At 72.9% G+C, this 21,418-nt stretch carries 16 protein-coding genes and 1 pseudogene; 12 read left to right on the forward strand and 5 right to left on the reverse strand.

Annotation, left to right across the window (positions count from 1 at the left end; translation table 11 throughout):
- Window positions 1–4: 4 nt before the first annotated feature.
- On the reverse strand, window positions 5–406 hold the full coding sequence (locus tag BXA10_RS21165; protein ID WP_076472604.1) for a rhodanese-like domain-containing protein: 402 nt from the start codon (window positions 404–406) through the stop codon (window positions 5–7).
- 418 nt (window positions 407–824) lie between these two features.
- Between BXA10_RS21165 and BXA10_RS21170 the strand changes: the two are divergent.
- From BXA10_RS21170 to BXA10_RS21185, 4 genes and pseudogenes are all read left to right on the forward strand, one after another.
- Window positions 825–1,762, forward strand: a pseudogene (locus tag BXA10_RS21170) (uridine kinase family protein); the annotation flags it as partial.
- The gene (locus BXA10_RS21175) at window positions 1,755–3,101 is read left to right on the forward strand and encodes a dipeptidase (RefSeq protein WP_217696820.1); all 1,347 of its coding nucleotides are present in this window, start codon (window positions 1,755–1,757) and stop codon (window positions 3,099–3,101) included. The pseudogene BXA10_RS21170 and the gene BXA10_RS21175, both read left to right, overlap by 8 nt.
- A gap of 82 nt (window positions 3,102–3,183) precedes the next feature.
- Window positions 3,184–3,390, forward strand: a complete 207-nt coding sequence (locus tag BXA10_RS21180; RefSeq protein ID WP_076472507.1) for a hypothetical protein — start codon at window positions 3,184–3,186, stop codon at window positions 3,388–3,390.
- A 122-nt stretch (window positions 3,391–3,512) separates the two neighbouring features.
- A complete protein-coding gene (locus BXA10_RS21185) occupies window positions 3,513–5,096 on the forward strand; it encodes an ATP-dependent DNA ligase (RefSeq protein WP_076472510.1) in 1,584 nt (527 codons plus the stop codon).
- Between the two features lie 45 nt (window positions 5,097–5,141).
- Here BXA10_RS21185 and BXA10_RS21190 read toward each other — a convergent pair whose 3' ends face one another.
- The gene (locus BXA10_RS21190; RefSeq protein WP_076472512.1) at window positions 5,142–5,963 is read right to left on the reverse strand and encodes an SURF1 family cytochrome oxidase biogenesis protein; all 822 of its coding nucleotides are present in this window, start codon (window positions 5,961–5,963) and stop codon (window positions 5,142–5,144) included.
- 164 nt (window positions 5,964–6,127) lie between these two features.
- Between BXA10_RS21190 and BXA10_RS21195 the strand changes: the two genes are divergently transcribed.
- Together BXA10_RS21195 and BXA10_RS21200 are read left to right on the forward strand one after the other, a co-directional pair.
- Complete coding sequence (locus BXA10_RS21195) at window positions 6,128–7,510, forward strand: cobyrinic acid a,c-diamide synthase CobB (RefSeq protein ID WP_076472515.1); 1,383 nt, start codon at window positions 6,128–6,130, stop codon at window positions 7,508–7,510.
- Window positions 7,507–8,076, forward strand: coding sequence for a GNAT family N-acetyltransferase (locus BXA10_RS21200; protein ID WP_076472517.1), 570 nt, complete (start codon window positions 7,507–7,509; stop codon window positions 8,074–8,076). Before BXA10_RS21195 ends, BXA10_RS21200 begins: the two co-directional genes overlap by 4 nt.
- Before the next feature lie 142 nt (window positions 8,077–8,218).
- Here BXA10_RS21200 and BXA10_RS21205 read toward each other — a convergent pair whose 3' ends face one another.
- Window positions 8,219–10,345: a transglycosylase domain-containing protein gene (locus BXA10_RS21205; protein WP_076472519.1), complete on the reverse strand. Its 2,127-nt coding sequence runs from the start codon at window positions 10,343–10,345 to the stop codon at window positions 8,219–8,221.
- Window positions 10,346–10,477: 132 nt separating this feature from the next.
- Here BXA10_RS21205 and cobC point away from each other — a divergent pair, with 132 nt between their 5' ends.
- The 3 genes from cobC to cobA all read left to right on the forward strand — a co-directional run bounded on the left by cobC (window position 10,478) and on the right by cobA (window position 14,023).
- Window positions 10,478–11,629, forward strand: a complete 1,152-nt coding sequence (cobC, locus tag BXA10_RS21210) for an Rv2231c family histidinol phosphate aminotransferase CobC (RefSeq protein WP_084753079.1) — start codon at window positions 10,478–10,480, stop codon at window positions 11,627–11,629.
- Complete coding sequence (gene cobT / locus BXA10_RS21215) at window positions 11,629–12,729, forward strand: nicotinate-nucleotide--dimethylbenzimidazole phosphoribosyltransferase (protein WP_076472521.1); 1,101 nt, start codon at window positions 11,629–11,631, stop codon at window positions 12,727–12,729. The genes cobC and cobT overlap by 1 nt, the downstream gene beginning before the upstream one ends.
- A gap of 64 nt (window positions 12,730–12,793) precedes the next feature.
- A complete protein-coding gene (cobA, locus tag BXA10_RS21220) occupies window positions 12,794–14,023 on the forward strand; it encodes a uroporphyrinogen-III C-methyltransferase (RefSeq protein WP_076472523.1) in 1,230 nt (409 codons plus the stop codon).
- A 53-nt stretch (window positions 14,024–14,076) separates the two neighbouring features.
- On the opposite strand, the gene otsB is transcribed toward cobA, so the two are convergent.
- On the reverse strand, window positions 14,077–16,638 hold the full coding sequence (otsB, locus tag BXA10_RS21225; protein ID WP_076472607.1) for a trehalose-phosphatase: 2,562 nt from the start codon (window positions 16,636–16,638) through the stop codon (window positions 14,077–14,079).
- A 35-nt stretch (window positions 16,639–16,673) separates the two neighbouring features.
- Window positions 16,674–18,074: an alpha,alpha-trehalose-phosphate synthase (UDP-forming) gene (locus BXA10_RS21230; RefSeq protein WP_076472525.1), complete on the reverse strand. Its 1,401-nt coding sequence runs from the start codon at window positions 18,072–18,074 to the stop codon at window positions 16,674–16,676.
- Window positions 18,075–18,422: 348 nt separating this feature from the next.
- Here BXA10_RS21230 and ettA point away from each other — a divergent pair, with 348 nt between their 5' ends.
- The 3 genes from ettA to BXA10_RS21245 are packed head-to-tail and all read left to right on the forward strand — an operon-like array spanning window position 18,423 to window position 21,291.
- Window positions 18,423–20,099, forward strand: coding sequence for an energy-dependent translational throttle protein EttA (ettA, locus tag BXA10_RS21235; RefSeq protein WP_076472527.1), 1,677 nt, complete (start codon window positions 18,423–18,425; stop codon window positions 20,097–20,099).
- Between the two features lie 2 nt (window positions 20,100–20,101).
- Complete coding sequence (locus BXA10_RS21240) at window positions 20,102–20,548, forward strand: acyl-CoA thioesterase (RefSeq protein WP_076472530.1); 447 nt, start codon at window positions 20,102–20,104, stop codon at window positions 20,546–20,548.
- The gene (locus tag BXA10_RS21245; protein WP_076472532.1) at window positions 20,545–21,291 is read left to right on the forward strand and encodes a DUF8185 domain-containing protein; all 747 of its coding nucleotides are present in this window, start codon (window positions 20,545–20,547) and stop codon (window positions 21,289–21,291) included. Before BXA10_RS21240 ends, BXA10_RS21245 begins: the two co-directional genes overlap by 4 nt.
- Window positions 21,292–21,418: the final 127 nt, after the last annotated feature.

The following is a 21,418-nucleotide window of genomic DNA, read 5'->3' on the forward strand; positions in this document are numbered from 1 at the left end:
CAGGTCAGGGGCGTACGTCGGCGGGGTGCTCGGAGAGGGGCAGGCCGGCGGAGATCCAGCCCTGGACGCCGCCGATCATGTCGGTCGCCCGCCGCAGCCCCAGCGCCTGCAAGCTCGCCGCCGCGAGACTGGAGCTGTAGCCGTGCCGGCACACCACCACGATCTCCCGGTCGTAGCCGGTGGCCTCCGGGATGCGCCAGGGGCTCGCCGGGTCGAGCCGCCACTCCAGCACCGTCCGATCGACGACTATCGCGCCGGGCAGGTCGCCCTGCTCCCGGCGATGGCGTTCGGTGCGGGTGTCGATCAGCAGCGCACCGCCACGCACCGCCTCGACGGTCTCGTGCGGGGTCAACCGTTGCAGCCCGGAGCGGGCCTGTTCCAGCAGGGCCTCGACGCCGGGGCTCATCACGTCACGGAGCACCTCCCGATCATGCCCAGCCACAGGATGCCCCGCCGGGCGAACAGATCGGCGCCAACCGGCGGGTGACGTGATTCCCCCGGACGTGACAGGTGGTCGCCGATCCGGTACTCCGAACGGGGACGCGACCGGCCGGGAGCGTGCACACGGACCATTACTGCCCGCGATGTAGCGGAGCGTTACTGGCCGCCGAGTGCAGTGCTTGCCCCTTCCGATGCTTTGCTCTGCACCCGCGGACGCACCACCGCCGTGAACTGCTGAAACGCGGGATGGTTGCCGAGGGGGTTTTCGAGCCGGAGTGACGAAGCGTGTTCGGTGCGTATTGGGGTGCAGAGCAAAGGGAGCGAGGAGGGGTGCCGGCTGCGGCCCGCACAGTGACGTCGCGTGACGACTGGCGGCCGAACTGATGCGGGTCGGCCGCCAACCCGCGTCAGCCCACGCGCCAACCCACGCCAACCCGCGTCAGCCCGCCGGGAGCCCACCGGGAGCCCGAACCCGCCCCGCATACTGGCGCGGTGCCGCGCATCCGACCCGCCCACCCGCGCCGGTGGACCGCGCACTCGGGTACGCCGGCATGACGCCGGTTGCGGTCGTCGAGGCGTACGCCGAACTGGCCCGGCGGGTGCTCGCCGGTCCGGCGCGACTGGGGCGTACCCGGATGGTGGCGATCGACGGGCCGAGTGGCGCGGGCAAGAGCCGGTTCGCGGCGCACCTCGCGGACGCCCTCACCGCACTGCACGGTGATGCCCGGCCGCCCGTGGTGCACACCGACGACCTGCTCGACGGCTGGGACGATCAGCTCACCTTCTGGACCCGGCTCGAGGCGCGGGTGCTGGCGCCGCTGCGCGCCGGTAGGGCGGGCGCGTACCACCGGTACAGCTGGGTCCGGCGCAGCTTCCTGCCCGACGCGGTGCCGGTGCCGGTCGGCCCGGTGCTGATCGTCGAGGGGGTGAGCGCGGCACGGGCGGCGGCACGGCCGGAGCTGACCCTGGCCGTCTTCGTCACCGCGCCGGCGCCGTTGCGGCTGGCCCGTGCGGTCGCTCGGGACGGTCCGGAGATCCTGCCCGAGCTGCGTCGCTGGCACGCCGGCGAGTCGGCGCACTTCGCCGCCGACGGTACGGCCGAGCACGCCGACCTGGTGGTCGACGGCGCGCCGGGGCTGCCGCACGATCGCACCCGCTACTACGTTCGGCTCGGCTGACCGGGCCGGCCCGGCCGCGCCGACGGCGCCGGCCACCGGCCCGGCCGAGCCGACGGCGCCGGCCACCGGCTTCGCGGCCCAGGCGGCAGGCCGCCGTAAGGCCGGAATACGATGCCGGTCATGACCACACCGATCATGTCCGAGTCCGAGGTGCGGGCCGCCGTCGAGCGGGAGCTGCCCGGCGTCCGCGCCGACCTGGAACGCCTCGTCCGCATCCCCGGCATCGCGTTCGACGGCTTCGACCACTCGCACGTGGAGCGCTCCGCCGAGGCGGTGGCCGAGCTGCTGCGCGGCTGCGGCCTGGACGTGAAGATCGCACGTTCCGGCGGGCAGCCGGCGGTGATCGGGAAGAAGGCGGCCCCGCCCGGCGCGCCGACTGTGCTCCTCTACGCGCACCACGACGTGCAGCCGGTCGGCGACCTCTCACTGTGGGAGTCGGACCCGTTCGAGCCGGTCGAGCGGGACGGCCGGCTCTACGGCCGGGGCGCGGCGGACGACAAGGCCGGCATCATGGCGCACGTGGCGGCGCTGCGCGCGTACGGTGACCGCCTTCCGGTCGGCGTGGTCCTGTTCATCGAGGGCGAGGAGGAGTACGGCTCCGACTCGCTGGAGCGGCTGCTCGAGGAGCACCGCGACGAGATCGCCTCGGACGTCATCGTGATCGCCGACTCCGGCAACTGGGACGTCGGCGTACCGGCGCTGACCACCTCGCTGCGCGGCATCGTGAACTGCTTCGTCGAGGTGCGGACGCTGGGGCAGGCCGTGCACAGCGGCATGTTCGGCGGACCGGTCCCGGACGCGCTGACCACCCTGGTGCGGCTGCTCGCCACGCTGCACACCGACGCCGGTGACGTCGCCGTCGAGGGGCTGGTCGGCCACGAGGGCGCGACGGTCGACTACCCGGAGGACCGGATCCGCGCCGAGGCCGGCGTCGTCGAGGGCGTGGAGTTCATCGGCACCGGCCGGCTCACCGACCGGCTCTGGACCAAGCCGGCCCTGTCCGTGCTCGGCATCGACGCGCCGGCCACCGGGGAGGCGCCGAACGCGTTGGTGCCGTCCGCGAAGGCCAAGCTCAGCGTCCGGCTCGCGCCCGGCGACGACCGGAAGCGGGCGTACGAGGCGGTCCGCACCCACCTGGAGAAGCACGCGCCCTGGGGCGCCCAGGTGACGGTCACCTTCGAACACGACGGGGACCCGTGCGTGATCGACGCGACCGGGCCGATGTTCGATGCCGCTCGGTCGGCCTTCCGCGAAGCCTGGGACGGTACCGACCCGGTCGACATCGGTGTGGGCGGCTCGATCCCGTTCATCGCCACGTTCCAGGAGATGTTCCCTCAGGCCGCGATCCTGGTGACCGGTGTGGAGGACCCGCACGCCCGGGCGCACGGGCCGAACGAGAGCCTGCACCTGGGCGAGTTCGCCCGGGTCTGCCTCGCCGAGGCGCTGCTGCTCGGCAAGGTCGCGGAGGCGGCCCGAAGCTAGGGCGTGCGTCGAAACCGTAACGGCGCGGTCGATTCTGGACTTTACGGCGTGTCGCACGCGCAACTGGTATAGCCTTTCGAACATGAGTACGAACGAGGTGATGGCCCGGTTGCAGGCCGCCGTCAGCGCTCTGGGGGACGTCGACGTCTCCGCGTGGCCCGAGGACACGCTCAAGGAACAGCTCGGTGAGCTCTCCGCAGCTCTGGTCGCACTCGACTCGATGCTCACCCGGGTCGCCGATGAGGTCCGCGCGCGTGGGCTCCGGATCGAGGAGCCCGTCCCGGCCTGACCACGCGGCTCCGCCGGCACCGGGGCGCCGCCCGCCCCGGCCGGCGGGGCCGCGGGTGGTTCGTCAGCTCCCGGGCACGGCAATGCCCGGGTGGTGTCGGAGGTGGCTGGCAGGATGAACCCGTGCGGTTCCTCGATCTGGCAGCCACCTCCGCCGCCGTGGCCGCCACCAGCGGCCGGCGGGCCAAGGTGGAGCTGCTGGCCGGCGCGCTGCGGGCGCTCGACCCGCCCGAGGTGCCGGCGGGCGCCGGTTGGCTCGCCGGCGAACTGCGGCAGCGCCAGACCGGTGTGGGCTACGCGAGCCTTCGCGACCTCCCGCCGCCCGCCGCCGAACCGACGTTGACGGTGGCCGCCGTCGACGCGGAGATCGACCGGATCGCGGCGGTGCACGGCCCCGGTTCGCAGGCCCGCCGCCGGGCGCTGCTCGGTGCGCTCTACGCCGCGGCCACGGCCGAGGAGCAACGCCTGCTGACCGGTCTGTTCAGCGGCGAACTGCGCCAGGGTGCCCAGGCCGGGCTGCTCGCGGACGCGATCGCCCGGGCCGCCGAGGTGCCGGTGACGGCCGTCCGCAGGGCTCTGCTGCTCTCCGGTGACCTGCGCACGGTCGCGGTGGCCGCGCTCGACGGGGGCGCTGCGGCGCTGGCCGGGTTCGGTCTCCAGGTGGGGCGCCCGCTGGCCCCGATGCTGGCGCAGAGCGCGCCCTCGGTCGACGAGGCGCTCACCGCGACCGGCACGCCCGCGGTGGTCGACGTCAAGCTCGACGGCATCAGGATCCAGGTTCACCGTTCCGGCGAGGACATCGCCGTGTTCACGCGCAGCCTCGACGAGATCACCTCCCGGGTGCCGGAGGTGGTGGCCGCGGTGCGCGCCCTGCCGGCCCGGGAGCTGGTCCTCGACGGCGAGGCGATCGGGCTCGACGAGGCCGGGCGGCCCCTGCCGTTCCAGCAGACCTCGAGCCGCGCCGCCCGGCGCACCACACCGAGCACCTCCGGCCGTACACCGGTCGCCCCCGCGGTACTCGCCGCAGCCGAGACCACCGGCCAGGCGGTGCTGACGCCGTACTTCTTCGACCTGCTGCACCTCGACGGCGACGATCTGATCGACCTGCCCGGCCGGGACCGCTGGGCCGCGCTGGCCGGTGCGGTCGACGAGTCGCTGCTGGTGGGCCGGGTGCTGGTCGACGACGCGGAACAGGCGGGCGCGGCGTTCGCGGCGGCGATCGAAGCCGGCCAGGAGGGGGTGGTGGTCAAGGCGCCGGACGCTCCCTACGACGCCGGCCGGCGCGGCGCCGCGTGGGTCAAGGTCAAGCCCCGGCACACGCTCGACCTGGTGGTGCTCGCCGTCGAATGGGGCAGCGGCCGGCGCCAGGGCTGGCTGTCCAACCTCCACCTGGGGGCCCGCGACCCGCGCACCGGTGAGTTCGTGATGCTCGGCAAGACGTTCAAGGGACTCACCGACGAGTTGCTGCGCTGGCAGACCGAGCGGTTCCTCGACCTGGCCGTGGAGAAGGGCGACTGGGTGGTTCGCGTTCGCCCCGAGCAGGTCGTCGAGGTCGCCTTCGACGGGGTGCAGACCAGCTCCCGCTACCCGGGTGGGATGGCGCTGCGCTTCGCCCGGGTGGTGCGCTACCGCACGGACAAGACGGCCGCCGAGGCGGACACCATCGACGCGGTCCGGGCGATCCACGCCGGTCGCCCCACCGCCTGAGCATCGGGGCCTGCGCCCGCCGGCGCGCCGAGCGCGGGCCTGCCCTCAGACCGGGGTGCTCGGCACCGGCTCGGCGGCCCGGTCGACCGGCCGTTTGTCGAGGCCGGCGGCCCTCCGAGCCTCCCGGCGAGCCGCCCAGCCGTAGGCGAACAGCGTCATCACGGCGAAGAGCCACCACTGCACGATGTAGCCGAGGTTCTGCCAGTTGTTGGTGTGCCCCACCGGTACCGCGATGAAGGTCCGGTCGGCCTGCGGGGTCTGCTCGTCCAGCAGCACGTACGCGCCGTAGACCGGGTACGGCAACTCGTGGGCCAGTCGCGGGACGGCGATCCGGCGGGTCTCCAACCGCCCGTCGAGCCGTTCGACCGCGCCGGGACGGCTCTCACTCTCGTGCACCCGGCCGACCACCGTCACGTCGCCGGTGGGGGCGGCGGGCACCTCGGGCCGTGCGGTCGCCCCGCCCGGCGCCGGCGGGATCCAGCCCCGGTCCACCAGCACCGCGCTGCCGTCGGGCAGTACGAGCGGCGTGAGCACCTCGAACCCGACCCGGCTGTCCACCGTGCGACCGCGGACCAGCACCGTGTTCGTCGCGTCGTACCGGCCGGTGACGGTGACCCGGGTGTAGACCTTCTCCTCGGCCGGAGCGGGACCGGCCGTGCCCGCTCCGCCCGTGGGGGCGGGCAGCGCGTCGCGCAACGGCGCCGGGGTCATCCGCTGGCCCGCGTCGATCCGCTCGTTGATCTCGGTGCGTCCCCGGTAGCGGTCCAGCTGCCAGTTACCCAGGAACACCATCACCACGGCGGCGACCAGGGCCAGCGCCAGGTAGCCGAGCCAGCGCGGAGTCAGCAGGAACCGGTACACAGCCACGAGGCTACCCGTATGACCGGCACCACTGCCCGCGATGGTCCGGCTGCGGGGCGCGACAGGTCCGTTGCGTGTCGCTCTTCCATCGGTGTGGGCCGGTATCGTCACCGGGCGAACCGCTCCCACGGGCCCGCAGCCGCGTACCCGCCGCACGCGAGGAGTCGATGATGACCGTCGTGCCGCGCCTGGTGCTCAGCGCGCCGTCCTCCGGGCACGGCAGGAACGCGCTGACGATCGGGTTGCTCGCCGCGCTCGCCGACCGCGATGTCAAGGTCGCCGGGTTCAAGGTCGGGCCGGACCGGGTCGACGCCGCCTACCTCGGGCTCGCCGCCGGCCGTCCCGGCCGTACCCTCGACCCCCTGCTGGTCGGTGCCGACCGGCTCGCTCCGCTTGTCGCACACGGCGCCGTGGGCGCCGAGCTCGCTGTGGTCCAGGGCAGCATGGGGCTGTACGACAGCGTCACCGGTCGCCCCGACCAGGACTCCACCGCCGCGGTGGCGACCGCGCTGCGCAGCCCGGTGGTGCTGGTCGTCGACGTCGCGGCGATGGGGCAGTCGGTGGCCGCCCTGGTGCACGGCTTCCGGTCGTACGACGAGCAGCTCTGGCTCGGCGGTGTGATCCTCACCGGGGTGGCCTCCTCCCGACACGACGCGATGCTGCGTGAAGCGCTCGACGACGCCGGGGTGCCCGTCTACGGGGCGTTGCGCCGCCACGACCTGCCCGCGGTGCTGCCCGACCGGCGGCACGGGGTGGTGCCGGCGATCGACGGCTCCGGCGAGGCGAGCCGGGCGGTACGCCGCCTGGGGGAGGCGGTCGCCGCGACCGTGGACCTGGGGCGGCTGCTCGGGCTGGCCCGCTCCGCCCCACCCCTGCCCGCCGTGGCCTGGTCACCCCAGGACGCGCTGGCCGCTCCGGCGGCCCCGGCGGATCCCCCGGTGGTCGCGCTGGCCGGGGCCCCGGGCGGCAGCTACAGCACGCCGGAGACCGCCGAGCTGTTGCGGGCGGCCGGCGCCCAGGTGGTGATGCTCGACCCGCTGCGCGACGAGGCGCTCCCGCCGGGCACCCGCGCGCTGATCGTCGGCGGGGCGCTCCCCGAGTCGTACGCCGAACAGCTGTCGGCGAACCGGCGCCTCTGCATCGCGGTCGCCGAGCTGGCCCGTACCGGCCGGCCGGTCATCGCCGAGGGGGCCGGCATGCTCTGGCTGGCGCGGGAGCTCGACGGGTTGCCGATGTGCGGGGTGCTGGACGCCGTCGGCGCGAGCCGGGACGGCCTGGTCGTCGGCTACCGGACGGCGACGGCCCGTACCACGAGCGTGGTCGCCTCGGAGGGCGCGGTGCTCGTCGGGCACAAGGAGCACCGGGCGGTGCTCAGTCCGCGGGCCGGCCAGCGCCCGGCGTGGAGCTGGGAGGGCGGCTCGGCGGAGGGCTTCGTCTGGCGTAACGTGCACGCCTCGCAGCTCGCCCTGCACTGGGCGGGCCATCCGGAGATCGCCACCCGGCTGGTGGCCGCGGCGGCGGCAGAGCCGGCCCCCGCGGCGGTGCCGGCATGATCGGTCAGGTCGCGGTCCGCCGTTTCCCGGCGCTCACCGTCTCCACGCCCCGCACCGAGGTGCGGCAGCTGAGGGACGTGGACGCGGCGGCGGCCGGGGAGATCTTCGCCGACAAGTTGACCCGGCGCTGGCTGCCGCTGGCCGACGACTCCGGCCCGATCGACGGGCTCGCCTGGTGCACGGACCTGGCCCGGCAGCGCCGGGACAGCGGCGACGGCGACCACTACGGGGTGATCCGCCGGGAGGACGCCCAGCTGGTCGGCTGCCTCTGGACCCGGCGTAGCGACTGGGGTGCCCGGCTCACCGAGATCTCGTACGCGATGGCGCCGCAGGCGCGTGGCTTCGGGCTGGCTGTCGAGGCGGTGGACGCGGTGGCCATCGCGCTGATCCTGGAGCACGGCTTCCAACGGATCGAACTGCGGGTCGCGCCCGGCAACACCCCGTCCCGGCGGGTGGCCGAGAAGGCCGGCTTCAGCTACGAGGGCCTGCTCCGCAACGCCGGCTACGTCCGTGGCGCCCGGACCGACCTGGAACTCTGGTCCTTCGTAGCCGCCGACCTCCACTGACCCCACCTCCACCCCCGGGATTCCGCCGGTGATCAAGAAGTTCGCGTCAGGACGTGGCTGGTTCGTGACGCGAACCTCTTGATCAACCGATTCGTGTGGGCCGGAGGGCCGGGTCTGGGGCGGGGCCGGGTGGGTGAGTGGGTCAGCCGACGATGGCGTCGCTGGGTGGGGTGAACTGGCGGGTGGGTTTGCCCTTCAGTGCGTCCCGCAGGGTCTCCGCGACCGCGTTGACCGGGATCTGCGACTGGCCGTCACCGACCGCGTTGAACGGGTTGTCCGGATCGGAGATGAAGCTCGCCGCCGCCAGCTCCGGCGTGTATCCCACGAACCAGGCCGACCGGGTGCTGTCCGTGGTACCCGTCTTGCCGGCCACCGGCCGTCCGACCGTGCCTCGCACGCTGTCCGCCGTCGACCAGCCACCGCATCCTCCCCGCGCCGGTGTGTCCCCGGTCGGGCAGCGGGCCGCGTCGGTGGCCGCTCGGGCGGCGTCGGGGGTCACCACCTGCCGGCATCGTGGCTTGGCCACTTCCCGGCTGATCCCGGAGGCGGTCGTGTACGTCGCCGGTGTGCCGTCCCGGTTGAAGATGCCCTGCACCGGCATCGCCTCGCAGTACCGGCCGTCCGCCGCGACCGCCGCGTAGGCGTTCGCCATCTCGAGCGGGGTGGCGTCGGAGACGCCCAGGGTGAACGCACCCCACTTCTTCACCTTGGACGGGGAGGCCTGCTCGCGGTCGACGTCGGTACGCCACCGCAGCCCGAGTTGTTCGGCCAGGCGTACCGCCTTGTCCGCGCCGACCCGTTCCTCCAGCCAGACGAAGTACGTGTTGACGGACTTGCCGAAGCCGGACCACATGGTCTGCATGCCGGTCATCGCGCCGCTCGCGTTCGTCGGCGCCCACCCGTCGAAGATCGCCGACTGGTACCGGTGCGGCGCGTTGAACGAGGTGGACAGCGGCATCCCCTCGTTGAGGGCGGCCAGCATCGGGAACATCTTGAACGTGGATCCGGCCTGGTAGCCCGGCAGGTCACCACCGCCGAGCAGCGGCGCCACCGTGTTCGGGTAGTTCGCCTTCACCTTCGGCCCGGCCTCCGGGTTCGAGCTCTGCGGGTTCTCGCTCAGGTCCAGCGAGTACGTCCGGTTCACCGCCATCGCCTTGACCCGTCCGGTTCCCGGTTCGCTGAGCACGATGCCGTTGGCGAACGGGCTGCCGGTGCCGGCTCCGAGGTTCTTCTCGGCCGCCTCCTGGATCTTCGGGTCGATGCTGAGCACGATCCGGTAGCCACCACGGCGCAGCTTGTCCATCCGTTCCAGGCGGTTCTGCCCGAACGCGGGCTGCGAGCTCCACCAGTTCTTCAGGTAGTCGCAGATGAAGCCCCAGCTGTTGAACTTCTCCGGGACGGCGGCGCAGTCGTTCGGCGGGTTGGTCAGCTTCAGCCGGATCGGCTCGGCCTTGGCCGACGCGGCCGCGTCCGGGGAGAGGTAGCCCAGCTGGGACATCCGGTCGAGGACGTAGTTGCGCCGCGCGGTGGCCTCCTTCTGGTCCGAGCTCGCCGGGTCGTACTGGCTCGGCGACTTGACCAGCCCGGCGAGTGTCGCCGCCTCGACCGGGGTGAGGTCCTTCGGGGTCTTGGAGAAGAAGATCTCGCTGGCCGCGTAGATGCCGTACGCGCGGTGCCCGAAGTACGCCGAGTTCAGGTAGCGCTCGATGATTTCTTCCTTGCTGAGTTCCTTCTCCAGGTCCAGCGCCAGCCGCATCTCCTTGATCTTGCGCAGGCTGGTCTGCTGGGTGGCCTCCTGGACCTCCTTGGGCGTCGTCGCGCTGTCCCGCAGCGCCATCCGGACGTACTGCATGGTCAGCGTGGACGCGCCCTGGGACACCCCGCTGGCCTGGGCGTTGGCCACGAAGGCCCGGACGACGCCCTTCGGGTCGACGCCCTTGTGCTGGTAGAAGCGCGAATCCTCGGCGGCCACGATGGCCTGCTGGATGATCGGCGACATGTCCGACAGCTTCGTGTACTGCCGGTACTCCTCGTAGAACATCGTCAGCATGGTCTTGCCGTCCGGCGCGTAGAGGTACGAGGTCTCCGCGGGGAGGGCTTTGGCCAGCAGTCTGGTCTTGCTCTCGGTGGCGTGCGCGGTGGCCTTCGCGCCCAGGCCGGTGACGGCGACGAGGGGATAGGCGAGGGCGGCGATCACGATGCCGGCGATGAGGCCGGCGCGGAGGAGAGGAACGGTACGACCAGCGGCAGCAAGGGGTCGGTTGCTCACACGGTCAAGCTATGACATTTCCGATTCGGAAATGAGAAGAATTCATAAACGCCCACACGATGAACGGGTGGTGACGCGTCCCACGCCGTGATCGGCTGTCCCGCGCGCTGCCTTCCCGGCAGGATCGCGGGCATGCGTGGTCAGCCGAGCGGGACACTCCCGGGCGTCGAAGTCCCATTCCGCGCCGGCGACCCGGCCGGCTCCGACGTCGTCGACCCGGCCGACCTGGCCGTTCACCGCGAGCACGACCTCGGTCACCACGGCGACGTGGAGGTGGGGGAGGGGCTGGTGGACCTCGCGGTCAACGTCCGGCGGGCGCCGCTGCCGCCGTGGCTCGCCGGACCGATCACCGCGTCGCTGGCCGACCTCGCCAGCTACCCGGACTCCGAGCCGGCCCGGGCCGCGGTCGCCGCCCGGCACGACCGCAACCCGGACGAGGTGCTGCTCACCGCCGGCGCCGCCGAGGGATTCGTGCTGATCGCCCAGGCGCTGCGCGGGGTGCACCGTCCGGTGGTGGTGCATCCGCAGTTCACCGAGCCCGAGGCGGCGCTACGGGCGGCCGGGCACCAGGTCGAACGGGTCCTGCTCGACGCCGCCGACGGCTTCCGCCTCGACCCGGCCCGGGTTCCCGCCGACGCCGACCTTGTCATGATCGGCAACCCGACCAATCCCACCTCCGTGCTGCATCCGGCGGGGGACGTCGCCGCGCTGGCCCGGCCGGGGCGGGTGCTGGTGGTCGACGAGGCCTTCGCCGACACGACAGCCAACCCCGACCGGCCCGGCGAGCCCGAGTCCCTCGCCGCCCGCCGGGATCTGCCCGGTCTGCTGGTGGTGCGCAGCCTCACCAAGACCTGGGGACTGGCCGGGCTCCGGATCGGCTACCTGCTCGGCGCGCCGGAGCTGCTGGCCCGGCTCGCCGCCGTACAGCCGCTTTGGCCGGTCTCCTCGCCCGCGCTGGCGGCGGCTGCCGCCTGCGCCGGTCCCGTCGCCGTCGAGGCCGAGCGCGCCATCGCCGCGCAGCTCACCGCCGACCGCGACCACCTGGTCGCCCGTCTCGCCGACCTGCCGGGCGTACGCGTCGCCGGCCGGCCGGCGAGCGCGTTCGTGCTGATCCACCTGCCGGGCGCCGCGGCGGTCCGGACCAGACTGCGCGAGCGTGGTTGGGCGGTACGCCGGGGCGACACCTTCCCCGGTCTCGGGCCCGACTGGCTGCGGGTGGCCGTCCGGGACCGGGCCACCACCGACGCTTTCACCCGGGTACTGGGCGAGATCCTGGAGGCATGATGCTGGAGAGCACGATCGCGGCGATCGAGCCGCTGGACGAGGCCGCCATGGCCGAGGCTCGTGAGCTGCACGGGCGGCTGACGAAGCCGGCCGGTTCACTCGGCGCCCTGGAGGAGCTGTCGGTACGCCTCGCCGGCCTCGCCGGCACCTGTCCGCCCCCGCTGCCCGGCGCTCCCGCTGTGGCGATCTTCGCGGGCGACCACGGCGTGCACGCCCAGGGGGTGAGCCCCTGGCCGCAGGAGGTGACCGCCCAGATGATCGCCAACTTCCTGGCCGGCGGCGCGGTCGTCAACGCGTTCGCCCGGCAGGCGGGCGCCGCGGTCACCGTCGTCGACGTCGGCGTGGCCACCCCGATTCCCGGTGCGCCCGCCGACCCGGTGCCCGGCGGTGCGGCGGTCCCGCTCGACCCGGCCGTGCCCCGGTTGGTAGGTGCCACCGTCCGGCGCGGCACACGGGACTTCACGGTGACCGCCGCCCTGACCCGGGACGAGGCCCGGGCCGGCGTCGAGGAGGGTATCCGGGTCGCCGGCGAGCTGATCGGAGCCGGCGCCGGCATCCTTCTCACCGGCGACATGGGCATCGGGAACACCACCCCGGCCGCCGCTCTGATCGCGGCCTTCACCGGCGCCGACGCGGCCGAGACGACGGGGCGGGGCACCGGCGTGGACGACCCGACGTACCGGCGGAAGGTCGAGGTGGTGCGGACCGCGCTGGACCGGCACCGGCCGGATCCGGCTGACCCGCTGGGCGTGCTGGCCGCGGTCGGTGGCCTGGAGCACGCCGCACTGGCCGGGCTGATCCTCGGCGCCGCCGCGCGGCGGGTCCCGGTGCTGCTGGACGGGGTGATCGCCGGCTCCGCCGCGCTCGCCGCCGCGGCGTTCGCCCCGGACGCGGTGGGCGCGATGGTTGCCGGGCACCGTTCGGCCGAGCCCGGCGCCACGCTCGCGCTGCGGCGACTCGGCCTCGAGCCGCTGATCGACCTCGGGCTGCGCCTCGGCGAGGGCACCGGCGCGCTGCTCGCCCTGCCGGTGGTCACCGGGGCGGTCCGGGTGCTGCACGAGGTGGCCACGTTCGATTCCGCGGGCGTGGCCGAGAAGTGAACGGGCGCAGCGAGCCGGGCCGGCAGTTCGGCGACGTGATCCCTCGCGCCGTGGGGGCGGCGGCGTGAGCGAGGCGCCGTACCCGCTCGGGCTGCGGCTGTCCGGGCTGCGGGTGGTCGTGGTGGGCGGCGGGACGGTCGCCACCCGACGGGTGCCGGCTCTGTTGAACGCCGGCGCGGACGTGCTGCTGGTCGCCCCGGCGCTGACCCCGGCCCTGCGCGCGCAGGTCGACGCCGGCCGGCTGCGCTGGGTGGAGCGCCGGTTCACGCCCGCCGACCTCGACGGGGCCTGGCTGGTCCAGGTCGCGATCGACGACCCGCTCGCCGCGGCCTCGGTCAGCGCCGCCGCTGCGCAGCGGCGAATCTTCTGCGTGCGCGCCGACGACCGGGATGCCGCGACCGCCTGGACACCTGCGGTGACCCGGCACGGTCCGGTGACCGTGGCGGTCTTCGGAGGCGGCGACCCGCGCCGGGCGATGACCGTCCGGGACGCGGTGCGCGACCTGCTGGCGGCGGGGCAGCCACTGTCGACCGACCCGGTGGCGGCCGGGATCCCGGCGAACGTCCCGGGTGGGCGGGTGGCCCTGGTCGGCGCCGGGCCGGGAGATTCTGAGCTGATCACGGTGAAGGGGCTGCGGCTGCTCACCGAGGCGGAGGTGGTGGTCGCCGACCGGTTGGTGCCCGGGTTGCTCTTGGACGAGCTGCGGGCCGACGTGGAGCTGGTCGACGCCTCCAAGATCCCGTACGGGCCGGCCCGTACCCAGGAGGAGATCAACCGGATCATCGTCGACCGGGCGTTGGCGGGGCGGTTCGTCGTACGGCTCAAGGGCGGCGACCCGTACGTCTTCGGCCGGGGTGGTGAGGAGCTGCTGGCGTGTGCGGCGGCCGGCGTGCCGGTGACCGTGGTGCCGGGGGTGACCAGTGCGGTCGCGGTGCCCGCGGTGGCCGGCGTGCCGGTCACCCACCGGGCGGTGGCCCACGAGTTCACGGTGGTGTCCGGGCATGTGGCGCCGAACTCGCCGGCCTCGCTGGTGCGCTGGGACGCGCTCGCCGCGCTCCGCGGCACCCTGGTGATCCTGATGGGGTTGAAGAACCTGGCCGCGATCGCCGCGACCCTGGTCGCGCACGGCCGCCCCGCGCGGACCCCCGTCGCCGTCGTGCAGGAGGGCACCACGGGCGCGCAGCGGACGATCCGCTCGACCCTCGACGCGGTCGCCGCCGACGTCACGGCCGCCGACCTGCGTCCACCCGCCGTGGTGGTCATCGGCGACGTGGTGACAGCCCTGACCCTCTGACCCCGCAACGGCGGCCGGAGGACGTGTCCTCCGGCCGCCGCCTGGTGCTCGGGTTACTGCTTGAGCATGTTGTCCAGCAGCAGGGCGCAGCGGATCAGCCCGAGGTGGCTGTACGCCTGCGGGTGGTTGCCCAGACCACGCTCGGCGAGCGGGTCGTACTGCTCGGGGAGCAGACCCGTCGGCCCGGCGGTGTCGATCATCTGGGTGAAGAGTTCCTCGGCATCGGTGCGCCGACCGGTGCGCAGGTACGCCTCGATGAGCCACGCCGTGCAGATGTGGAAGCCGCCCTCCCGGCCGGGCAGGCCGTCGTCCCAGTGGTAGCGGTAGACCACCGGGCCGCTGCGCAGGTCGGCCTCGATCTTGAGCACGGTGGACAGGAAACGCGGGTCGTCGCCGGGGAGCAGGCCGGAGAGGCCGATCCAGAGCGAGGAGGCGTCCATGTCCTCGTCGCCGTACGCGACGCTGTACGCCTCGGCGTGCTCGTGCCAGCCGTACTCCAGCACGTTGGCGGCGATCCGGTCGCGCAGGTCCACCCACTCCGGGCGGTCCTCGCCGCCGTGCTGCCGTACGACGTGCAGCGCCCGGTCCACGGTCATCCAGCACATCACCTTCGAGAAGATGTGGTGCCGCGGTGGGAGGCGGGCCTCCCAGATGCCGTGGTCGGGCTCGTGCCAGCGGCGGCTGACCGCCTCGACCATCGACTCCAGCACCCGCCACTCCGTCTCCCGGACCGAGCCGCGCAGGTCGGCCACGGCGGCGATCAGATCGGCGACCGGCCCGAAGACGTCGAGCTGGAGCTGGTGGTTGGCGAGGTTGCCGACGCGTACCGGCCGGGAGCCGGCGTAGCCGGGCAGGGTCTCGATGACCGCCTCGGCGCCCAGCTCGTACCCGTCCACGGTGTAGAGCGGGTGCAGTCGCTCGGGGTGCCCGCCGGTGCGTTCGACGACTCCGTCGATCCAGCGCAGCAACCCCTCGGCCTCCTCGGTCGAGCCGAGGTCGACCAGCGACCGGGCGCTCAGCGCCGCGTCCCGCAGCCAGCAGTAGCGGTAGTCCCAGTTGCGTACGCCGCCCAGCTCCTCGGGGAGCGAGGTGGTCGCGGCGGCCAGGATCGAGCCGCTGGGCTGGTGGCAGAGACCGCGCAACGTGAGGGCGCTGCGGACGACGAGGTCACGGGCGGTGCTGGGCAGCCGGAGCGTGGACACCCAGTCCTTCCACGGCTGCTCGGCCGCGGCCTGCCGCTCGTGGATCGACAGCCGGTGGTGCTCCAGGCTCTGCGTGCCGAAGCGCATCTCCAGCACGACCTGCCCGCCGGTGGCGCGGAGGTCGACGACCGCCTTGGCGCTCTCGTAGACGCCGTCGCTGGTGATCTCCCACTCGACGCCGGGGGAGTAGAGCGCGATCGGCTCGTTGGAGCCGAGCACCAGCAGGCCGTCGTCGAGCGGTTGCAGCTGCACGGCCACCTGGCCGAACTCGGGCCGGGGCGCGAACTCGATCCGTGCCCGCGCGGTGCCGCTGAGCACCCGGATCAGCGTCGAGTCGCCACCCATGACGGCTGGTCCGTCCGGCGTGGTCTCGCTGGCGGGCGTGTCCAGCCAGTCGGTGACGGTCAGGCCCGACCAGCGGGTCTCCACGGTCATGGTGCCGGGACGGTAGCGCTGGCCGAGCGGGATGCCGCCCCGCTCCGGTGAGACGGTGAAGTGTCCGGCGGGGCTGCCACCGACCAGGTCGGCGAAGATCGCCGCCGAGTCCGGCTTCGGGTGGCAGAGCCAGGTGATCTTCGCCTCCGGCGTGACCAGCCCGACGGTACGGCCGTTGGCCAGCATCGAGTGCCGCTCGATCGGCACCGCCCGCTCGCCGAAGAGCCAGTGCCGGCGGGTCTCCAGCAGCAGGCCGAGCGCACGGGCGGCCTCGATCGGCTCGGCCACCCGGTACTGGGCCTGGGTGTCGCCGGGGCCGATCTTGATGCCGACGTCCGGGCCGTGCAGGTTGCCGAACGCGTTCTCGTCGGTGACGTCGTCACCGATGAAGAGGACCGCGCTGGCGGAGAGCTGCGTACGCAGCTGGTCGACCGCGGTGCCCTTGTGGGTGGCGACCACCGAGAGCTCGATGACCTCCTTGCCCTGGGTGACGGTGACGCCGTCCCAGGTCGCGGGGCCGCTGCGGACCGCCTCGATGGCGGCCGCGGCGATCTGCGGGTCCAGCCCGCGGGTGTGCACGGCGACGCTCGCCGGCTTGCGCTCCAGCCGGACGCCCGGATGGGCCGCGGCGATCTCGCGCAGCGCGTTCCGCAGCCGGGTGCGGATCTCGATCAGCTCGGGCGAGAGTCGTTCGACGAAGCCGATGTCGAACTCGGAGCCGTGGCTGCCGACCAGGTGCACCTCGCTGGGCAACCGGGACAACGCGGCCAGGTCACGCAGCGCCCGACCGGAGACCACCGCCACGGTGGTCTGCGGCATCGCGGCCAGCGCGCGGATCGCGGCCACCGATTCGGGCAGGGGTACGGCCTTGCTCGGGTCCTCGACGATCGGCGCCAGGGTGCCGTCGTAGTCACAGGCGATCAGGAGCTGCGGCACCCGGGCGATCCGGCCGATCGCGGTGCGCAGCTCCGGGTCCATGACGTCGGTGGCGACGCCACCGGGCAGAGAGGTGGTCACGCGGCCTCCGCCTCGGGAGCACCGAGCTCGGTGAGGAAGGACTGGGCCCAGTGGCCCACATCGTTGGTACGCAGATGGCGTTGCATCGTCCGCATACGGCGGCGTGCCTCCGGCTTCTCGACATGCACGGCCCGCAGCAGGGCATCCTTGACCGCGTCGGGGTCGTGCGGGTTGCACAGGAACGCCTGGCGCAGCTCGGTCGCTGCCCCGGCGAACTCGCTGAGCACGAGGGCTCCGCCCTGGTCGGCGCGCGATGCCACGTACTCCTTGGCCACCAGATTCATCCCGTCTCGCAGCGGGGTCACCATCATGACGTCGGCAGCGACGTACATCGCGGCGAGTTCGCTGCGACTGTACGACTGATGGAGATAATGCACCGCAGGCACACCCACCCTGCCGAATTCGCCATTTATCCGACCAACCTCGCGCTCGACCTTGACGCGGAGGGCCTGGTAGTGCTCGACGCGCTCCCGGCTCGGCGTGGCGACCTGCACCATGACCGCGTCCGGGACGCTCAGCTTCCCGTCGGCCAACAGTTCCCGGAAGGCCTTCAGGCGCAGTTCGATGCCCTTGGTGTAGTCCAGCCGGTCCACGCCCAGGATGATCGTCCGGGGGTTGCCGAGCTCCTCCCGGATCTCCTTGGCCCGGGCCTGGACCGCCGGGTCGGCGGCCATCCGCTCCATCTCGCGCGTGTCGATCGAGATGGGGAACGCGCCGGCCTTCACCTGCCGGCCGTCGACCTGGATCATCTGGCCCTCGTAGCGCAGCCCGAGCAGGTGCCGGGCCAGCCGGACGAAGTTCTGGGCGGCCAGCCGCTGCTGGAATCCGACCAGGTCGGCGCCGAGCAGCCCGCGCAGGATCTCGGTGCGGAACGGCATCTGCATGAACAGTTCGATGGGCGGGAACGGGATGTGCAGGAAGAAACCGATGCGCAGATCCGGCCGCAGCTCGCGGAGCATCGCGGGGACGAGCTGGAGCTGGTAGTCCTGCACCCAGACCGTGGCGCCCTCGGCCGCCACGTCCGCCGCGGCCTCCGCGAACCGGGCGTTGACCAGGCGGTACGTCTCCCGCCAGCGACGCTTGTAGACAGGCGTCTCCACGGCGTCGTGGTAGAGCGGCCAGATCGTCGCGTTGGACTGGCCCTCGTAGTAGCGCTCGAGCTCCTCGGCGCTCAGCGGCACCGGGTGCAGGTGGATGCCCTCCAGGTCGAACGGCTCCGGGGCGGCGCCGGTGCCGCCGGCCCAGCCGACCCAGGTGCCCTGGTGCTCGGCCAGGACGGGGTGCAGGGCGGTCACCAGCCCACCCGGGCTGCGCCGCCACTGCCGCCCCTCGGGTGTGCTCACCTCGTCGACCGGCAGGCGGTTCGCCACTACGACAAAGGAGCTGCGGACGGTCACGTTCGGCCACCTCCGGTGCTGGGCGGATCAACCGCATGGGCGTACTGAGCGTAGCTGCGAGGTCTGGGAGACCGTGCCGGAGTTCCCTACCCTCGCCACGCTCGCCGAATCCCGTCGGTGATCTTGCCAACAGCCACGCTCCCGCCCGACGCCGGGGCGGCCGTCGGGCCGGAGCAGGCGCGACGCGGCGGTACGCCCGGGCGGGGTGATGTGGGCGCGGCGTCGGATACCTGTCAGGATTGACGATGGCGTGCGTGCGGCCGGCCCGGCCGGCGGCTGCGGCGGCATCCGCCGCCCGTGCCCTCGCCCGCCGGCTCCCAGTCGAAACCTACGGAGGTAGTCCGCACCGTGGCCCAGTTCATCTACGTCCTGGAAAAGGCGCGCAAGGCGCACGGCGACAAGGTCGTGCTGGACAACGTGACGCTGAACTTCCTGCCGGGGGCCAAGATCGGTGTGGTCGGGCCGAACGGCGCCGGTAAGTCCAGCCTCCTCAAGATCATGGCAGGGCTCGACAAGCCGAGCAACGGCGAGGCGCGGCTGATGCCCGGCTTCACCGTCGGCATGCTCGCCCAGGAGCCCCCGCTCAACGACGCCAAGACCGTCCTCGGCAACGTCGAGGAGGCGGTCGCCGAGACCAAGGCCAAGCTGGAGCGGTTCAACAAGATCGCCGAGCAGATGGCCACCGACTACTCCGACGAGCTGATGGAGGAGATGGGTCGGCTCCAGGAGGAGCTGGACCACGCCGACGCGTGGGACATCGACTCCAAGCTCGAACTGGCGATGGACGCGCTGCGCTGCCCGCCGCCGGACGCCGACGTGACCCAGCTCTCCGGTGGTGAGCGCCGCCGGGTGGCGCTCTGCAAGCTGCTGCTCGAGGCGCCCGACCTGCTGCTGCTCGACGAGCCCACCAACCACCTGGACGCGGAGAGCGTCCAGTGGCTGGAGCAGCACCTGGCCAAGTACGCCGGCACCGTGATCGCCATCACCCACGACCGGTACTTCCTGGACAACGTGGCCAACTGGATCCTCGAGCTGGACCGCGGCCGGGCCTACCCGTACGAGGGCAACTACTCCACCTACCTGGAGAAGAAGGCCGCCCGGCTGGCCGTCGAGGGTCGCCGCGACGCCAAGATGAAGAAGCGCCTCTCCGAGGAGCTGGAGTGGGTCCGCTCCAACGCCAAGGCCCGGCAGACCAAGTCCAAGGCCCGCCTGGACCGCTACGACGAGATGGCCGCCGAGGCGGAGAAGACCCGGAAGCTGGACTTCGAGGAGATCCAGATCCCGCCGGGCCCGCGCCTGGGCAGCACGGTCATCGAGGCGCACACCCTCAGCAAGGGCTTCGGTGACCGGCTGCTGATCGACAACCTGTCGTTCTCGCTGCCGCGCAACGGCATCGTCGGCATCATCGGCCCCAACGGCGTCGGCAAGACCACCCTGTTCAAGACCATCGTCGGGCTGGAGCAGCCGACCGGCGGCGACGTCAACGTCGGCCCCACCGTCTCGCTGTCGTACGTCGACCAGAACCGGCAGGGCCTCGACGGCGACAAGACCGTCTGGGAGGTCGTCTCCGACGGGCTGGACCACCTCATGGTGGGCAAGGTCGAGATGCCGTCCCGGGCGTACATCGCCGCGTTCGGCTTCAAGGGTCCGGACCAGCAGAAGCCGACCAAGGTGCTCTCCGGCGGTGAGCGGAACCGGCTCAACCTGGCGCTGACGCTGAAGATCGGCGGCAACGTGATCCTGCTCGACGAGCCGACGAACGACCTGGACGTGGAGACCCTCTCCAGCCTGGAGAACGCGCTGCTGGAGTTCCCCGGCTGCGCAGTGGTCATCTCGCACGACCGGATGTTCCTCGACCGGGTCGCCACGCACATCCTGGCCTGGGAGGGCGACGACCAGAACCCGGCAAAGTGGTTCTGGTTCGAGGGCAACTTCGAGGCGTACGAGAAGAACAAGATCGACCGGCTCGGGGCCGAGGCGGCGCGGCCGCACCGGGTGACGTACCGCAAGCTGACGCGCGACTGAGCATGGCCGACCGGTTCGTCTACCACTGCGCCCTGCGCTGGTCAGATCTCGACGCCTACGGGCACGTCAACAACTCGCGCTTCCTCACCCTGTACGAGGAGGCACGGGTGGCGTTGATGTTCGCCGGTGCCCGGGCGTGGGGGGTGGACTCGTTCGCGGCGGGTGTGGTGATTCGCCGGCACGAGGTGGACTACCTGCGCCCGGTCGACTACTCCCTCGACCGGGGCACCGCCGAGGCCGCGCCGACCGTACGTATCGAGCTGTGGGTGGAGGAGATCCGGCCCTCGCGGTTCACCGTCGCGTACGAGCTCTACGACGGCGAGGTGCTGGCCGGCCGGGCCCGCTCGGTGTTGGTGCCGTTCGACCTGAGCCGGCAGGTGCCGCGCCGGATCACCGAGCGGGAGCGGGAGTTCCTGCTGAACCATGCCCCGTCGGGCGGGTCCGCATGACCCGCCCGGAGGCGGCGGCCGGGGTCGGTGCGGCGCACGGCACTCCGCCGGAACGGGCCGCGGCGCCGAACGGCGGTCACGGCATCGCCGGGGTGACCGACGCCGAGGCGTTCCTGGCCCGGTTGGTCCGGCTGGACCGGTCCGCGCCGGTCCGGCTCCGGCCGGTCGGGACGGACCGGATCGCAATCTGGGCCCGCCTGCCGTGGCAGGTGCTGGTGGTGCGGACCGTCGCCGGTCCGGGCGCCGGCGACGTCGCGGTGGGCGCCGCCGATCTGCTGGCGGAGTTGGAACGCTCCGGCTCGGCGCTGCCACCCCGCCGGGACGCGCAGTGGCGGTGGCCGTTGCCTCCGGCCGCGAGCCGTCCGGTGGAGGTCCTGCCCGCCGATGAGGTGTGGCGGATCGCTCAGGCGGCTGCTGGCACCCTGCGTACGGCGAGCGAGCAGGGCGTGGGCGGCCGAGCGGTGGGGCAACGGGCCCTGCGTGACGCCCTGCTCGACCACGTGGCCGTGGTGGTGACCCCGGAAGACCCGCCCGGCCCGGCCGTGGAGGTGCCGCAGCGACTGGTGCAGGGGCTCGTCCGGATGGGCTTCCTGGGCACGCCGGAGCGGCCCGGACGGGTGGCCGACGTGCAGGTGCGTGCCGTCGGCCGATGGGTCGGACTGGTGGGACCGTACGGAGCCGCTTGGTTGCAGAAGGGCTCGGCTCTTGCCGTGACGTCCCTCACGCCTCGTCCGAACGGATGACCTGCACTCATCCTTCTGGCTTGGTGCGGCCGTTGGGGGGATGCCTCATCCCGGCTGTCCGGGTACCGTCCATCCTCGGATCCAACGCACGGTAGGCGGCTGGATCCGCTGGGGAGTGAGGTGCGCG

The sequence above is a fragment of the Micromonospora avicenniae genome (assembly GCF_900156065.1).
Lineage (GTDB): Bacteria > Actinomycetota > Actinomycetes > Mycobacteriales > Micromonosporaceae > Micromonospora > Micromonospora avicenniae.

What these genes read in the sequence shown, in the direction of transcription:
- BXA10_RS21180 (WP_076472507.1), top strand. Translation starts at nt 3,184, where the DNA reads ATGAGTACGAACGAGGTGATGGCCCGGTTGCAGGCCGCCGTCAGCGCT.
- BXA10_RS21175 (WP_217696820.1), top strand. Translation starts at nt 1,755, where the DNA reads ATGTCCGAGTCCGAGGTGCGGGCCGCCGTCGAGCGGGAGCTGCCCGGC.
- BXA10_RS21195 (WP_076472515.1), top strand. Translation starts at nt 6,128, where the DNA reads ATGACCGTCGTGCCGCGCCTGGTGCTCAGCGCGCCGTCCTCCGGGCAC.
- BXA10_RS21245 (WP_076472532.1), top strand. Translation starts at nt 20,545, where the DNA reads ATGACCCGCCCGGAGGCGGCGGCCGGGGTCGGTGCGGCGCACGGCACT.
- cobT (WP_076472521.1), top strand. Translation starts at nt 11,629, where the DNA reads ATGCTGGAGAGCACGATCGCGGCGATCGAGCCGCTGGACGAGGCCGCC.
- BXA10_RS21240 (WP_076472530.1), top strand. Translation starts at nt 20,102, where the DNA reads ATGGCCGACCGGTTCGTCTACCACTGCGCCCTGCGCTGGTCAGATCTC.
- BXA10_RS21200 (WP_076472517.1), top strand. Translation starts at nt 7,507, where the DNA reads ATGATCGGTCAGGTCGCGGTCCGCCGTTTCCCGGCGCTCACCGTCTCC.
- otsB (WP_076472607.1), bottom strand. Translation starts at nt 16,638, where the DNA reads ATGGACCCGGAGCTGCGCACCGCGATCGGCCGGATCGCCCGGGTGCCG.
- BXA10_RS21165 (WP_076472604.1), bottom strand. Translation starts at nt 406, where the DNA reads ATGAGCCCCGGCGTCGAGGCCCTGCTGGAACAGGCCCGCTCCGGGCTG.
- cobC (WP_084753079.1), top strand. Translation starts at nt 10,478, where the DNA reads ATGCGTGGTCAGCCGAGCGGGACACTCCCGGGCGTCGAAGTCCCATTC.